This window comes from Burkholderia sp. DN3021, assembly GCF_049805555.1.
GTDB classification, from domain to species: Bacteria; Pseudomonadota; Gammaproteobacteria; order Burkholderiales; family Burkholderiaceae; genus Burkholderia; species Burkholderia pyrrocinia_C.
In genome coordinates this window covers 1-15,539 of sequence record NZ_JBNCAB010000020.1, presented here as the reverse complement: position 1 = coordinate 15,539, position 15,539 = coordinate 1, and the positions used below count along the sequence as shown (strand labels likewise).

General features: G+C 68.1%; 10 protein-coding genes and 1 pseudogene. 3 read left to right on the top strand and 8 right to left on the bottom strand.

Features of this window, described 5'->3' with window-relative positions; genetic code table 11:
* Positions 1-22: 22 nt before the first annotated feature.
* The 4 genes from ACPUER_RS12875 to ACPUER_RS12860 form a co-directional block, all read right to left on the bottom strand.
* Positions 23-232 (bottom strand): type II toxin-antitoxin system MqsA family antitoxin, encoded by a 210-nt coding sequence (locus ACPUER_RS12875; protein WP_175963560.1) that lies wholly within the window; start codon positions 230-232, stop codon positions 23-25.
* A gap of 31 nt (positions 233-263) precedes the next feature.
* Complete coding sequence (locus ACPUER_RS12870) at positions 264-1,298, bottom strand: succinylglutamate desuccinylase/aspartoacylase family protein (protein WP_425131287.1); 1,035 nt, start codon at positions 1,296-1,298, stop codon at positions 264-266.
* 255 nt (positions 1,299-1,553) lie between these two features.
* Entirely contained in the window at positions 1,554-1,826 is a 273-nt protein-coding gene (locus ACPUER_RS12865; protein WP_152859912.1) for a hypothetical protein, read from the bottom strand.
* Positions 1,827-2,071: 245 nt separating this feature from the next.
* Positions 2,072-3,622 (bottom strand): sensor domain-containing diguanylate cyclase, encoded by a 1,551-nt coding sequence (locus ACPUER_RS12860; RefSeq protein WP_175963562.1) that lies wholly within the window; start codon positions 3,620-3,622, stop codon positions 2,072-2,074.
* A 348-nt stretch (positions 3,623-3,970) separates the two neighbouring features.
* On the opposite strand from ACPUER_RS12860, the pseudogene ACPUER_RS12855 reads away from it, so the two are divergent.
* A pseudogene (locus tag ACPUER_RS12855) lies at positions 3,971-4,306 on the top strand (c-type cytochrome); the annotation flags it as partial.
* 95 nt (positions 4,307-4,401) lie between these two features.
* Here ACPUER_RS12855 and ACPUER_RS12850 read toward each other — a convergent pair.
* Complete coding sequence (locus ACPUER_RS12850; RefSeq protein WP_175963563.1) at positions 4,402-4,572, bottom strand: hypothetical protein; 171 nt, start codon at positions 4,570-4,572, stop codon at positions 4,402-4,404.
* 105 nt (positions 4,573-4,677) lie between these two features.
* Between ACPUER_RS12850 and ACPUER_RS12845 the strand changes: the two genes are divergently transcribed.
* Positions 4,678-5,256 (top strand): hypothetical protein, encoded by a 579-nt coding sequence (locus ACPUER_RS12845; protein ID WP_310137845.1) that lies wholly within the window; start codon positions 4,678-4,680, stop codon positions 5,254-5,256.
* 141 nt (positions 5,257-5,397) lie between these two features.
* Here ACPUER_RS12845 and pal read toward each other — a convergent pair whose 3' ends face one another.
* The 3 genes from pal to ACPUER_RS12830 all read right to left on the bottom strand — a co-directional run bounded on the left by pal (position 5,398) and on the right by ACPUER_RS12830 (position 8,379).
* A complete protein-coding gene (gene pal / locus ACPUER_RS12840) occupies positions 5,398-5,889 on the bottom strand; it encodes a peptidoglycan-associated lipoprotein Pal (RefSeq protein ID WP_175963564.1) in 492 nt (163 codons plus the stop codon).
* 409 nt (positions 5,890-6,298) lie between these two features.
* Positions 6,299-7,510, bottom strand: coding sequence for a porin (locus tag ACPUER_RS12835; RefSeq protein WP_425131286.1), 1,212 nt, complete (start codon positions 7,508-7,510; stop codon positions 6,299-6,301).
* 290 nt (positions 7,511-7,800) lie between these two features.
* Positions 7,801-8,379 carry a hypothetical protein gene (locus ACPUER_RS12830; protein ID WP_425131285.1) on the bottom strand — a complete coding sequence of 193 codons (579 nt, stop codon included), beginning with the start codon at positions 8,377-8,379 and terminating at the stop codon, positions 7,801-7,803.
* 360 nt (positions 8,380-8,739) lie between these two features.
* Between ACPUER_RS12830 and ACPUER_RS12825 the strand changes: the two genes are divergently transcribed.
* A partial coding sequence (locus tag ACPUER_RS12825; protein WP_425131284.1) for a DUF4781 domain-containing protein occupies positions 8,740-15,539 on the top strand: 6,800 nt, incomplete at its 3' end.

The window sequence follows — 15,539 nt, the reverse complement described above, 5'->3', positions numbered from 1 at the left end:
TGGGGCGACGGATGTCGCGCGGCTACGTCGATCGGCCTTGTATATGTGTTGCGAACCGTGTCACGGCTTCGCCGAGGCGGCTTGCATTTTCAAGGTCCAGCACGAATTCCCCGCATGCAGGGCAGAAGTCGCCGGTGATGCGCGGTATGACCGTGGAGCGACCTTGGCAGGTGTGCGGAATATCGCGTGTGTCACGGATCAGTTGCGCGCCACCGCAGGCAGGACATTTCATGTTCGTGATTTCCTGAACGATAGGATCCGACTCATTGGCCGACACTCGGCGCAGCCGACAACTCCGCCAGCTGAAACAGGCAATCGCCGCGCCGCACCTGCGCGGGCACGCGCTTGCACACCACTTCGCCGTCGCCGTTGAACCGGTGCAGCATCGGTTCGTGCAGCGGCGTATCGGGGAAATGCACCCACGCGGCCGGCTGTCCGGCCTTCACCTGGTCGCCGAGTTCGACGAGCGGCTCGTACAGCCCGCGCTCGTATGCATAGACGAAGTGGCGGTCGCCGTCGACGCGCATGAAGCGCGTGACGGTCGGCGGTGCGTCGGGCACGAGCGCGCCGCGCAGCAGGCCGATATAACCGAGGTAGTGCAGCAGCCCGTGGCGGCCGAGCCGGATCAGCGACGGATCGGCCATGCCCGCGCCGCCCAGTTCGGTCACGATCGAGATCGCGCCTTGGCGGCGCGCCGCCGATGCCGAATGCACGGGGTTCGGCGCGTGCAGCAGCGCATTCGGCAAGCCGAACGCGACCAGCAGCCCGTTGAGCTTCGCGGCTTCGTCCGCGTCGAGCGGATCGATCGCGAGCATGTTGCCGCCCTGGTACAGCAGCGAGCTGCCGCCCGAATGCAGGTCGACCAGATACTGCGCACGCGACAGCAGCGCGTGCTCGATGTAGTGGGCGATCATCTGCGTCGGCGTGCCGGTTGGATCGCCGGGGAAGCTGCGGTTCAGGTTGCCTTCGTCGAGCGGCGATACGCGCAGGCCCGCGTCTGCAGCGGGGAAATTCGCCATCGGCAGCAGGATCAGCTGCCCGCTGACCATCTCGGGTTCGATCTCGCGCATCAGCTGCGACACGATGATCTGGCCTTCGTATTCGTCGCCGTGGTTGCCGGCCATCACGAGCGCGACCGGGCCGTCGCCGTTGCGGATCGACGCAATCGGGATCGGCAGCCACCCGTACGCCGAGCGGTGCACGGAATGCGGCAGCCGCAGGTAGCCCGCATGCTTGCCTGGCGCGTCGAGATCGATTTCGCAGTGGATGGGGTTTCGCTGTGAGGAAGGGGCGGTCATGGCGGCATCGTTCGATGAACGGAATCTGCCATCTTATCGGGAAACGACCGCCACGCGGCGCGCGGGGAGCGCGCAACGCCGACCGCCGTCAACCGGCATGCGCGTGGATGCGCATGGGCGAGCCGGCTTGCCGATACACGAAACCGCGCGCGATGTTGCATCGGTGAACGCATGCGGCCGCGCGGGCCGGCCGCATTCATGCGTCAAATTTCGCGCCGACCCCTTGCCGCAACAGGGCCGGCGCGCGCGGTCGGCTCAGCGACCCGATGTTTCAGCTTCGATACGACCTTCTTCCCACAATGCCCAGAAACGGCTGCCGGCGCGATACGGATTCGCGCGTCGCGCGCCGTAATCGGTGACGCCCTGGCGAAACGCGCCGTACAGCGTCAGCGGCGGATTGTCGACGCACGCGGCTTCACGGGCGGGCGTGCGGCGTTCGAAAACGAGCCGCCGGATCAGGGACGCGCCGTCGATCACGGTTTGTTCGTCGATCGTTTCGGTTCTGGCGAGGACTTCGACGGTATTCATGTTGGGCTCCCTGAAACGTTCTTTCCCATCAAGGAGCAATAAGAATGCCAACCACGAAATGTCGGCCGCTGCATCGATCGTGCAGGCTTCTGCGGTCAACGTAACGGGTGGCGAGCGGCGATGTTACGGAACACGTCACGTGACACGTGGGCGTGCGGCCACGCAAAGCGTTTCGAGATTGAATCGTCGGGAGGGATGCGGCGGTCGGCGGAAACGACGATGAACGGGCCGCGCGTGCTGTCGGATCAGCTGGCGGTGACCGGCGCCACGCGGCGGCTGCCGTTCGAATAGAAGCGGTAGATGCCCTTGCCGGCCGACTTCGCGTCGTACAGCGCGCTGTCGGCCTGACGGATCAGTTCGTCGGGGGAGCCGTGCCCGTCGTCGAGCGCGATGCCGATGCTGATCCCGAGGCTGACGATCTTGCCGATCGACAGCGTATACGGTGCCGAGATCTGCCGGATGATGCGCGCGGCGAGGATCGAGCATGCGTGCATCGTCGTATCGTCGATCGCGACGACGAATTCGTCGCCGCCGATGCGCGCCGCAAGCTCGCCGGGCGGCAGCGTCTTGCCGAGCCGCTCGGCGACCTGCGTCAGCACCTCGTCGCCGGCCTGGTGGCCGAAGCGGTCGTTGATCGCCTTGAAGCCGTCGAGGTCGAGATACATGACGGCGAGCGACGCGCCCGGCATGTGCGGCCGGTGCGACAGCATCCGCTTGAGCCGGGCATGCAGTTCGTGGCGGTTCGGCAAACCCGTCAGCGCGTCGTGCCGCGCGAGATGCCGGATGTGCTGCTCGGTCCGGCGGCGCGCGGTGACGTCCTCGACGATGATCACCGCGTTGCCGTCCGGCACGCGGTGGCGCGTCAGTTCGAGCTGGCGGCCGTCGGCGAGCGCGATGTCGAACGGCTCGGGTTCGTCGCGGGTCAGCCAGACGTCGCATTGCGCGGCGAGACCGGCGCCGCCGGCATCGCACACGGCGTTCGCGCCAAGCGCCGCGACGACGTCGGCCAGCCGCGTTTCGAGCATGATCTCGCGCGGCGAACCGAACAGCTGCGCGGTGCGGCGGTTCGCGACGATCACGCGGGTCTCGCTGTCGATCATGCACAGGCCGTGCGGCATGTAGGTGAGTGCGGCGTCGAAGCGTGCGACGAGTTCGGCGTTGCGCTGGCGCGCGGCGATCAGCGCGACGAGCACGCGGTAATGGCGCTGGACGACCGTGCGCATGGCCGCGAGATAGATCGCGAGCGGCGGCAGCAGCAGCCACGCGCCGGGCCGGTCCGCCAGCAACGCGCCGAGGCCGATCGGCAGCACGCCGAGCGTGACCTGCGTCATCGCGAGCCGCGGCAGCGCCGAATTGCGCGACGCGATCCCGCCGAACACGCCGCCCGCGACCATCACCGACAGCGTGCCGAGCTCGACGTCGACGGCGTCCACGCAGCCCATCACGCCGAGGCCGAGCACGTAGCATGCGGCGAGCGACACGGGCGCATAGCGCCTCGCCCAGTATTCGGCGCGATCGTCGCCGGCGTCGCGGCGCACCGTGTACGCACGCGCGATCGCAAGCCGGGCGGCGAGCAGGCCGACGTCGACGATCAGCCACACGAGACACCAGAGTTGCTGCAGCCGGATCAGCGCGACGGCCGCAACGAAGCCGCTCGCGAGCCCGGACATCGCCATCGGGCGAATATCTTCGAACAGCGTGACCAGCATCGACGGGCGCAACGCCGCCGTGACACGGTGGTTGCCGGAGGAGGGTGTGGCGAGAACGGAGTTCAGGATAGACGTCCTGACTGCCATGGTTTTTGACCTCGACACGAGTCGCGATGGCTGGCGGCGCCCGCATGGCACGTGGCGGAGGCACCGGCAAGCCGGATACGCGCGACATTACCATGAAACACGGGCGGCGCGGGGTGCGCGGGCGCATGGCAGGCGCACGTCGCCGGCACTGGACATCGCGCCTGCCGATAGTCGCACACCACGCCTGCGAATCTCTTGCGCATTCGACGGGGCGAAGGCAGCGTCGTTGCGAACGGAACGATGTGCGGCGGCCGACCGGAGACCGGCCGCGATGCGTGGGGCGCGCTTGCCCGTCGGATGCTGTCGAGGCGGAGCAAAGCCGATGCGACGGCATGCAAACGCACGCAGACGGCCGACGCCGCGCAGCTCGCGGCCGGCCGCTCGGTGTATCTCGCGGTGTGCGCGGGCTGTCACGGCTTCAACGGCGAATGCAAGCCGAACGTTGCGGTGCCGATGAACGGCAACTCGACGGTGCGTCAAGGCGATCCGCGCAACCTGCTGGTCGCGATGCTCGACGGCATCGACGAGCAGAAATTTGCCGGCTTCGAGAACCTGCAGCCGATACCGGGTTTCGCACGCACGCTGAGCGACGACGAACTCGCACAGCTTGCGAACTACCTGCGCGCGACATGGGGCGGCCAGCCCGCGAGCGTCACGCCGGCCGACGTGAAGGCGATGCGTTAAGTCCAGGGCACGCCGCAGGGCGGGGCGTCGCGCGCGATGCAGCCGGTTTCCGGTGCTCGCGCGCGATGCGTCGCCCGACTTTTCGAGGCGGTTCTTCAGTAGCCGCCGCCACCTCCGCCTCCGCCACCGCTGCCTCCCGAGCCGCCGCCGCCGTACCGGCTCATGCCCGGTCCTTGCGAAGTGCCGCTGCCCGGCTGCGTACATCCCGCCGACAGCACAAGCATCAGCGCCGCGATCAACGCCGCGGCCAACGTTGCCGATTTCATTGCAATCTCCTTGCAGCGCGCAGGCCGCAGGACAGGCCGGTTCGCGTGAACCGCGCGTCTGCGCGATGACGAAACGTCTCGGGCGAGCGGTTTATTCCATGCTTTTTGCGTATCGTCGCGCGCGATGGTGCCGGATCGGATGCGCCGCGCGGTGTCTTGGTACACTCCGGCACGCCGCCATTCCGATTCCGACTACAAAATACAAAAAACATGAGTGCAACCCTCGAGAGCCCTTCGCGCAAACCGTTGCGTGCGTCCGACCGTGCAGTGTTCGGCTGCCTGTCATTTGCCGTCGGCGGCCCGCTGGTCGCGGCGCTCGTCTGGCCGGGCGTGATGCTGATCGCGTGGACGTTGATCGACGGTCCGTCATGGGACGAACTGAAAATCAGCGCCGGCATGGTGCCGCTGATCTTCTTCGCGTCGTTCCTGTTCGGCTATTTCCTGCCCGCGGCGGTCGCTGGCGGCATCATGGGCGCGATTGGCACGCGGATCCGGCGGCGCTGGTTCGTATTGCTGGGGATCGTCGTGGGCACCTGTTCGATGATCTGTTATGTGCTGCTACAGAGCCACCTGCTGAACGACGATGAAATCGGCGGCATCAACATGATCGCGATACTCGATTCGTTCGTGACGTCGGCCGTGATGTCGCACTGGCTGCATCGGCGGCTCGAACGCCGGCGTTGAGCGCGACGCGCCGCGTATCGGGTGCGTGAACGGTGACGCGCATGAACCCGGCGAGCCGAACGGCACCGCTCGGCCGCGCCCGCGGCCGGCGGCCTGCCATGCTTTCCTTTACGCGGATGCCGCCGTCGCGGCGGCGTCCGGTCAACGATAGACGAGATCGGCGCGGCGGTTCTGCGCCCACGAATCCTCGTCGTGGCCGAGCGCGACCGGCTTTTCCTTGCCGAGGCTGACGGCCTCGAGTTGCGTGCCCGGCACGCCGAGCGTTTCCAGCGCGCTCAACACGGCTTGCGAACGGCGTTGGCCGAGCGCGAGGTTGTATTCGGACGTCCCGCGTTCGTCGGTGTTGCCCTGGATCAGCACGCGCCGGGCCGGATGGCCGCGCAGGTAGTCGGCGTGCGCCTGCAGCAGCGGCTGGAATTCGGGCTTCACGGAATACGCGTCGAAATCGAAATAAATGCTGCGCTTCGCAAGCGGGCTGTTCGGATTGTCGAGATCGTCCGCCGTCACCGTTGCGACGGCTTCGCTCGAGGGCGTCGGCGCCATGCCGGCATTCTCGGGTGTTTTCGCCGCGTGGTGGCAACCGGCCAGCAGCGCGACGGCGGCCAGGATCGCAAATCGGTTCGTTTTGCTCATCGTTCGTCTCCAGCGGTTGACTGCGTTGAAAGCGTCGTGCGTGCCATCGGCACGTACGTATCCGGCTGCAACGGCGCGAAAGGTCCGGCTCCGTCGACGCGATGCATGTCCGTAAGCCGGTGGTGCGCCATATGAAAGAGTGTTGCGGCCGGAACGCCGAATCATGGCGTCGCTGCAAACAGAGTAGGAAAAATGTCACAACGCGACCAGTTTCTCCGCATTTTTTGCGCGGACGCGACAGTCAGGGACGCATTCTTGCTCCCGCCGGCGCCGCGCGGTACACGCTGCCACAGCGAAAAGGCCACGCACGGGCGCGGCCTGTTCTGCATGAGTCACCACGATCGAGCGGGGCTCGAAACGCGTGCCGTACGCGATAGACCGGGCAGTGAAGCGGCGAAGCGCCGCGTCGTCAGAACTTGTGCCGCAGCCCCAGTGCGACGACGACCTGGTTGCTGTTCGCCGAAGGCGTCAGCGTCCAGACGGTCGCGTTGAACGCGGGATTGCCGTTGCCGCCGCTCACGCTCTGGTACACGCCTTCGAGATACGCGTCCGTGCGCTTGGACAGCGCATAGTCGGCCTGCGCGACGACCTGGTTCCACTTCGGGCGCGTCCGGCCCGTGCGCGTGTCGAAGCGGCCCATCGTGTACGTGTACGCGGCGGCGAGGTTCAACGCGCGCGTGACGAAGAAGCGCCCGTCGACCGTGAAGTTGTCGAACACGAGCGATTCGCCTTTCAGCGGCGCGATATTGCTGCCCTGGAGCACGCCCGTCACGCCGTCGGTGGTCGAGTGCGACCACGCGGCGCCGACCGAATGTGGCCCGAACGCATAACGGCCGGCCGCGGCCCAGATCTGCTGGTTGCCGCCCGTGATCGTCGCCGACCCGTCGACCGTGCTCAGCGCACCGTCCGGGTTCGGCGAATTGCGGTCGCGGCTGATCTTCAGGTAGCCGGCGCCGAGCTTCAGCGGCCCGTTCGCATACGACAGCCCCGCGCTCCATGCCGCGTTGTTGGCGAACTGGCCGGCCGTGTTCGAGAAACCGAACATCGCGCCGAACGTCAGCCCGCGATACGTCGGGCTCGTGTATTTCACCGCGTTGTTGATGCGAAGGTTGCGGTTCGAATCGTCGTTGTCGTACGGATGGACCGCGAGGTTGCCGCCCCAGCCGGGGCCGGACGCACCGAGTGGCGTCACGAAGTCGAGGATCAGGTCGTACTGGCGGCCGAACCTCAGCGTGCCGGCCGTCTTCGAGCTTACGCCGAGCCATGCCTGGCGGCCGAACATGTCGACGCCTTTCTGCGACAGCTTGCCGGTGGTGCCCGAGAAGCCGTTTTCGAGCGTGAAGACCGCGGCCATGCCGCCGCCGAGATCCTCGCGGCCGTGCAGCCCCCAGCGCGACGCGTTCAGTGCGCCGCTCGTCATCGCGACGCTGCCGCTGCCGGGCGAGCCGGCGCCCTGCGTGCGCTGGTTGGTCGAGTAGGTGATCGACGTGTCGATCAGGCCGTACAGCGTCACGCTGCTCTGTGCGTGCGCGATGGCCGGCGCGAAGCCGGTCAGGCATGCGGCGATCGCGGTCCCCGCGACGCGCGCGCCGGCATGCTTGTTCATCTGGTAGGAATGCATAGGAGTTTTTATCGTTGGCCCGGCCCGGTCGCCGGCGGGTCGCGCCGGCATGCTGGCCGGCGGATCGAGCGGCCATTATTGGAGATCGTGCGACGGTCGATTAAGGCGTTGCACAGGAAAGGTCCTCTGCGGAATCGAGCGGAATCGCGGCGCGTCGGCGCCGGGGATTCAGTCGGGAGCGGGGCGCATGTGGCGCAGGAGGGCGTGCGTCGCGGCGTCGGCGACGCGTTTCAGATTCAGCGTGACGCCAAGCGGTCCAAGCCGTCTGCGCGTGATCGACGGTCGAACGATTAACGGCGAGCAATCGGCAGCGCGGTTTCGACGCCGCCGCTTCGATACGCGGCGCGAACGGCGATCGCTTTGGCTGCGATCGCTTCCGGAGACGGGCAGGGTCTCAGCCGAACGACGACGCGCGGCAACGCAGCAAGCTGATTGCGCAAGCGCACGATCGATTGGCAGCAACGGAATGCCGACGACGATGCGTCGGAACCCGACGCGGCTTCGGCAAGCTCGGCCGACCACTCGACACCGCGATGGCGCCTGACCTCGTCGAGGTGCGGCAGGTAGCGTGCGTTGCCCGATAACGCGATCAGCAGCGCGGCCCAGTGCGCGCCGCGCCATCCATGGTTCAGGTCGCGCGTCAGGTCGGCCAGCAGCGCGTCGTCCAGCACGGACAGGCTTTGATGGCAAAGGTAGTGGAAGTCGAGCGGCTGGTAGCGGACATGCGGGTAGTCGCACAGCACATGCTTGAGCTCGACGCCCGTATCGACGGCGGCGGCGAGGAATCGTTCGGCCGGAGCTGGGCGGTTCAGCAGCAGCGTCGGCACGCTCAGGAACAGCCGGCCGATGTCGTCGGGATGGTAGTGCATCGCGAAGGTCGCTTTCGAGGGAGTGTTGTCGTTCGACGTTCAAGTCAGCCGGAAACGGCGATGAATGTCAAAGCAGTGCCGCGACCGCCGCGGCTTTCGCCCGACCGAAGAGTATGGATGGACGGCACGGACGGAGGCAACGGAAAAATTTACCGTTCGTGCTGCGCCGAACCGGTATCGGCAAGCAACGGCCGTTGCCCGCACCACATTCGTAGCGCACGTTTCCCGGTGCCGGCGTAACCGGGCCGGCGACTACGTAATTCGCGACTTTTTGCGCGTTGTCGGTTCGGCACAATGGACCATTGCGCGTGGCGGCCTGCCGCTTGCCCGGTACGTCACGCATGCCGCGGGAGAACGGACATGGTGTTGATGGCAGTGGGAGGGGGCGGACCGGTCGACGTGCCGCAGCCGCAGAACGACAACAACCCGACGAACAATAACGGGACGAACAACAACGGCGCCGCCGGCGCCCCTCCGGCCCAGACCCCCGAACAGAAGGCCCTCGCCGCGGCGCAGGCCGAGACGCAGCGCCTGCTCCAGCTGGCGCAGGCGGAGATGGCGGCGCTCAAGCGCCTGAACGACCAGGGCGCGTCGCAAGCCGACCTCGACAACCAGGTCAAGAAGGCCGAAAGCGCCTGGGGCGCGGTGCAGGCAGCCGTCGAGAACCAGATGCGCGTCGCCGCGGACGGCGGCGGCGACACGAACAAGGCGATCGCGGGCGTCGCATCGGATCTGCGCAACGCCTCGCCGAAGGATCCCGTGCTCGGCGAGGTGCTCGACGACGCGCAGAAGGCGGTCGCGGCGGAATCGGCGCCCCAGCGGGCGACCAACGAGAAGGCATTCCAGTTCGCGCTGGCGGTGCAGCACGACCAGGACGCGTATGCCGACGTGAAGCAGTACAACGCGCTGCCGGGCGGCGTCCGGCGCGCCGACCCCGAAACCGGTGCGCAGTTGCGTCAGGCGGCCAGCACGGCCGACGCGAACAGCGACACCGCCTACACGGCGCTGACGACCGCACTGCGCCACGAATACAGCGTGTCGGCCGCGACGCTGCGCCTTGACGACGCGAAGGCAGACTACGCGGCGTGGCAGAAGGAACCGGGCGGATTGCGCCGTGCCGACGAGGCCGACATCACGCGGGAGATGTCGCAGGCACAGAGCCAGTACGACAAGGTGGTGGCGGGCGGCGACGACACCGCGCTGACCTACGTGACGCCCGACGAGCAGAAACAGGCCGTCGCGTCCGTGAAGCAGAACCACGACGGCATGTGGTACACCGGCCTCGTCGACGCGTTCGGCGAGCAAAGCCAGCTCAACCGCACGATCGCGACGATCAATCCCGACGATCCTTCGCTGTCGCCGCAGATGAAGCAGCTCGCGCAGTCCGATCCGGTCACCTTTGCGCTGCTGCAGGACACGGGCCAGACCGTCGATCCGAACGACCCGAAGCTGTCGACGCAGGAACAGGCGCTGGCCAAGCAGAACCCGCTCGCGGAGGCGTTCGTCAAGCTGACGGGGGTCGAGGTGAATCCGGCCAACCTGAAGGACCCCGCCGCGGCCAAGGCGCTGAAGGATCAGATCGACCAGCCGGGAGGCGCGTTCCAGTATGCGATGGCGCACGTCGACAAGAACTCGCCCGGGTACCAGAAGATCCAGCTGCTGCTCGCGGCGGCGCCCGACGTGCGGCTGCAATACACGAAGCAGCAGGTCTCGCTGCTGATGCAGAACCCGGGCAGCAACCCCGGCGCCGCGCTCCAGGTGCTGAAGACCAACATGGACGCATCGTTCTCGCTGGACGAGCGCCAGACGCTGTGGACGCAGGCCGGCCAGCCGCATTTCGACGCGAACTTCATCCATTCGCAGATCGATCCGCTGATGCAGAAGCCCGATTCGAAGGCGACGGACCAGGCGAGCATGCAGGCGCGTTACGACGGCAGGATGAACGCCGACAAGGCAGGCAAATGGATGCAGGACATCCTCGCCAATGCGCCGCCCGAATTCGCGGGCGTCGTGCTCGACACCGTCAAGAAGGATTTCGGCAACAAGTGGACGCAGTCGAACACGGGCACGCCGCAGCCTTACGGGGACGGCACCGAGTTCTACAAGGGGCTCAGCAAGGCGGTCGGGCTGGCCGACCAGCAGCCGACCGCGAACGGCGAGCCCGTGCATCGCGAGGACGACGTCGCGAGCTGGCTGCTCGACGCCAACGGCAACGCGAAGACGATGATCTACACGCTGCGCGGCAGCGACACGGGATACGGGTTCGACGGCGTGCGCCAGGCGCTTTCGTCCGGCGTCGATCCTTCGCTGTCGAAGGCGCTGCTGTCGAAGATGCAGAACGACGACCGGTTCCGCTCGGGCTTCGCGAACGACTTCCAGCTGCGTTACCAGCAAGGCACCGAGCACGCGCAGAGCAACCAGAACAAGCAGGCCGCGACGGCCAGCTACAACCTGTTCAAGGCCGATCCGGACAAGCAGCTGAAGGCGTACTTCAACGACTTCCAGAAGAACTTCGACGGCCAGTCCCGGACGTTCACGGTCGGTTCCGACCAGCTCACGAACTTCGTCGGCGCGGGGCTCGGGATACAGCCCGACGACCCGGGCGCGGTGCCGACCGACGCGAAAGACGTGCCGTCGATGGCGCTGCTCGAGCAGATGATCGTCGGCAACGGGCAGTTGCTGAACGGCACGGCGGTGAACAGCAAGTCGCTGTACGCGCAGAATTCGGCCGCGACGAAGATGATCCAGACCGTCGTCGACCAGATCCGCAAGGTCGGCGGCGATCACGCGGTCGTGTCGCTGGTGCCGATCTACTACGTGTCGAAGAGCACGGGCACCGCGCCGAGCGCGCTGTTCAAGGTGCAGGTCGAGGGGCATCCGGACCAGTACAAGCTGATCGACGATCGCGGCTGGAAGTACGACACCGTCGACGACTACCAGCACAACAATGCGCTGTCCGACGACGGCCAGTTGTACGTGCCGAAGAGCCTGAAGCTCGATGGGTCGCCCGTCGATCTCGGGCAATACGAACCGATCGACGCGCACAAGACGGAGTGGTACCAGCACGCCGAACACATTCTCGAGATCGGCACCGGCATTCTCGCGGCGGCCGGCGGTGTCGTGCTGGTTGCGAGCGGGATCGGGGCGATCGGCGGCGGCCCGCTGCTCGGTTACGCAATGGCGGCCATCGGCGCGGGGATGGCGGTCGGCGTGCCGGCCGCGATCGGCGACCTGAAGAACCTGAGCGATCACGGCCAGTCGACCGGCTTCGGCAACGCGCAGGCGCGCGGCGACTGGATCAGCCTGATCGGCAGCGGCGCCGGCTTCGCGGGCGGCGGGCTCGGCATGGCGGCGAAGTCGCTCGCGGAAGCGTCGTCGCTGCTGCGCACGACGGGGCAGATGTCCGACATCATCGCGTTCGCATCGCGCGGCGAGGGCGTCACGGCCGAGGCCGCCGGTCTCGGCCGTTTCACGCAGGAGGCCAACGCGTTCCAGTCGCTCGCGCAGACGACCGGCCGCACGGCGGCAGTGTTCAACGTGACCGGCGGCGCGATCGGCGGTTACCAGATGGTCGACCAGGGCGTGTCGCTGGTGAAGAACTGGGACGCGATGTCCGATTCCGATCGCGCGCAGCAGCTGCTGAACCTCGGGATCGGCGTCGCGCAGATGGGCCTCGGCTCGCACACGCTGATGGAACGGCCGATTCGCGCGATCACGAAGACGCCCGCACCGTCGGCGCCGCGGCCGACCACGATCGACGTCGTGCACACGATGCTCAACAGCGGACTGGTGAACCAGCGTCTCGCAGTGGGCGAGATCGGCAACCCGTGGCAGCACGCCGAGCAGCAGGCACGCAGTTTCGGCGAACCGGCCGACAACGGCGAGCCGGTCGCGCCGGCCGAAACCGGCTTGCGGTCCAGATTCTCCGCGTGGCTGCGCGCGCGCCGCACCCAGGGCACGCCGGAAGACGGCGACGTGACGCTGCTGCGGCTCGCGCCCGACGCCGAAGCGGGCGACGGCGCGGTGACGCCGGCGGTCGCCGGCGCGCTGGCGGGCGATGAGGCGGCGCCGACCGAGGCCGGTGCGCCTGGGACGGTGGCGCGCCCCGCGTCGTGGGCGATTCCCGCGCATGTCGCCGCCGATCCGGAGATCCTGAGCAGCGTGATCGGGTCGATCCTCGAGAGCGGCAACCGTCTCGAGCATGTCGAGTACTACGTCTACGCACTGGAGGACGCGGCAGGCGACGTGCGCGTGCCGGAGGAAGATGGGCTGCCCGCCACCGAACGGGGCAATCTGTGGGACGACATGCAAGTGGCGAAGGCGGACGCGCGCCGCGCCCGCGCGGCCGACGATGCGGCGGCACACGCGGCCGCGTCGCCCGACGACGAAGGCACGATCGGCGTGACCCGCTATACGGCCTATCACGACGCGCTGATGGTCGGCGGCGAAGGCGTGGCGGCCGGCCGCTACCGGATCGCGCTGGTCGACAGCAGCGCGCTCGCCGCGGACGGCACGGTGCCGCCCGAGGCGGTCGTCGGCCGCATCGGGCTCAACGACGCCGGCAATGCGTTCGTGCTGTCGATGAACGACGCGTACGACCGCACGCTGCACGTGGTGTATCCGCGCGGGTTCGATCCGGCCAAGCCGCTGATCCGCAGCGAGGACGGCCGGCGCGTCGACGTGATCAACGCGCCGCTCGGCCTGAATGAAACGCAGTGGGGCGCGTATCCGCGCCGCGAAGCCGATCTCGCGATCTATTCGGCCCACCCGCAGCAGCCCGAGAACCTGCTGCCGGCCGGCGAACGGCCGCTGATGCCGGTGCCGCCCGGCTATTTCGCCGTGTATGCGCACGCGTGGGCCGATGCGTTCGCGAGTGCGACCGGCAAGCCGATGAGCGCCGACGATCTCGCGGAAATGGTGCGCCAGAGCGGCTGGGACGGCAAATCGCCGGTGATCCTCTATGCATGCGGCGCGGGCACGCGGGTGACTTCGCTGGCGCAATTGCTGGCAAACGTGCTGGGGGTGGACGTTTACGGCGCGAGCGGCTTCGTCGCGTGGCGTTCGCCGCGCTATCGCAACGACGGCAGCCCCGCCTCGGGCTATGCGGGCGGCATCGTGGTGGAGCCCGGCGCCCCCAATTACGCGGGGGTGCCCGACCATTCGGTGCAGCATGCGCCGCGCACCTACCGCTTCTCGCCGGCCTTGGCGGTCATCGACCAGGGCGCGCATCCGGTCAACTGGAGCAACGTGGCGCTGCGCCCGGTGTCGAACCGCTGGGGCGGCGGCGATAGCTCGGGCGACGTGCGCGTGCCGCTCGGCGTGTACGTGTGGCGCGTGCTGACGAGGCGCGGATCGATCGTCAATCCGCGCAGCGGCCGCTCGGCGAGCGCGCTCGAGATGACGCACGCGCTGGAGGATCTGGCGTGGAAGGGCTACACGCCGGGCGTGCCGGTCGCGCTGGAGGGGCCGCACAGCGGCGCCGATCCCGCGTTGCTGCAGGAATTCGCGGACCTGATCCAGGCACCGGTATTCGGACGGCTCGGCGACGACGACGCGGCCGGGTGGCGGCGCGCGATCCCCAATCCGGGCCGCCGGCTCGCGCGTTTCCAGATCGAACCCGATGTGAACGGCAAGTTCTCGCCGGGCCGCGCGCAGCCGGTTCGCATCAATCCGCTGGAACTGCGGCCCGTGCCGGGCTCGAGCGTCGTGAACCTGCTCGGCCACGCGACCGCGCGGCAATTCCTGAAGGTGTCGGGCTTCGACATCGCCGAATCGCACGGCACGAAGCCGCGCGACGTGAGCTGGGACAGCTCGGCCGCCGTCACGCAAGGCGGCAGCACGATGTCGCCGCGGGAATTCGCCCGAAAGCTGCTCGAGGATCCCGCCTATACGGAGGGCAACGGCGTGCTGCTGACGGGCTGCTATCTCGGCTCCGGCGGCTATCCGTTCGCGCAGGAGCTCGCATACGAGCTGCAGGTGCCCGTGATCGCGTCGATTGCGTCCAACTCGGTGCGCGGCACCGGGGCGCTGTTCCTGCATCCGAACAGCGACGACATCGTCGTGCCGGCACACGATCCCGACGTGTCGACGCGGCTCTATCTGCATATCCCGGAGACGCCCGACGCGAACGAACCGCCGATGGTGTTCGCGCGGCGGGGCGAGCCCATGCCGGGCGCGGCTGCGCACGGCGACGCGCCGGTCGAACCGGTGCGCCCGATCGAGTCACAGATCGATCCGGAAGCGGACAGCGGGCGGCGCGGCAACGCCGGCACGCCGGAGGAGGCCGGACGGCCCGCGCCTGGGCCGACGCCGCGCGGGCCCGCGCATCCGCGTCTTGCGCCCGAACCGGACGCGGGCGAGCCGCCCGTTTATGTGCCGCCCCCGCTCGTCGAGGTCGGGCCCGGGCAGATCTTCACGGCGGACGAATGGGCTGCGCGCGCCGAGCAGGCTGCCGAAGCCGAGGCCGACGACGGCCTGTCGGGCATCCCGCAGAAGATTTATCCGAAGAGCAGCCGCGTCTATACGGACCGCAGGATCGTCGACGACGGCGTCGTCACGACGACGGTCCACGGCCAGTCGGTGCTGCAGCCCGGATTCGACGACGTAACCGGTGTCGACGCGACGCAGCATCCCGAATTCCTGCGCCCGGCCGACACGCTGCTGATGCCGCCCGACGATCCGCTGCATGCGATCGGCGCGCGCGGGCTGATGTCGCCGCCCGGCCATCATGTGGTGTTCGGACACGGGATGTCGGCGGACGCGATGCTCGGCCCCGAAGGCCGGCCGATGACGCCGGACGAGGTGGCCGAGCGCGTCGCGCCGCTTCTCGAACCGGAGCAGGACGTGACGCTGTATTCGTGCTTCGGCGGTTCGAACAAGCACGATCCGTTGCGCGTCGCGCCCGGTCAGGTGCGGGCCGCGAGCACGACGTTCGCCGCCGCGCTCGCGCAGCGTCTGTCCGAGATCACGGGGCGGCCGATTTCGGTCTGGGCGCCGCCGGACATCCTGCTCGTCGAGCATGACGGTTCGACCGCCGTACGCGGGACGCGACTGACCGGCCAGGTCGACAAGGATCGCCTGCCGATGCAGAGCTTCCGCGGCGACCCGGCGCGCGCGGGCCGCCCGGCGCTCCCCGCCGCGCCGGACGCGCAGCCGTCGCC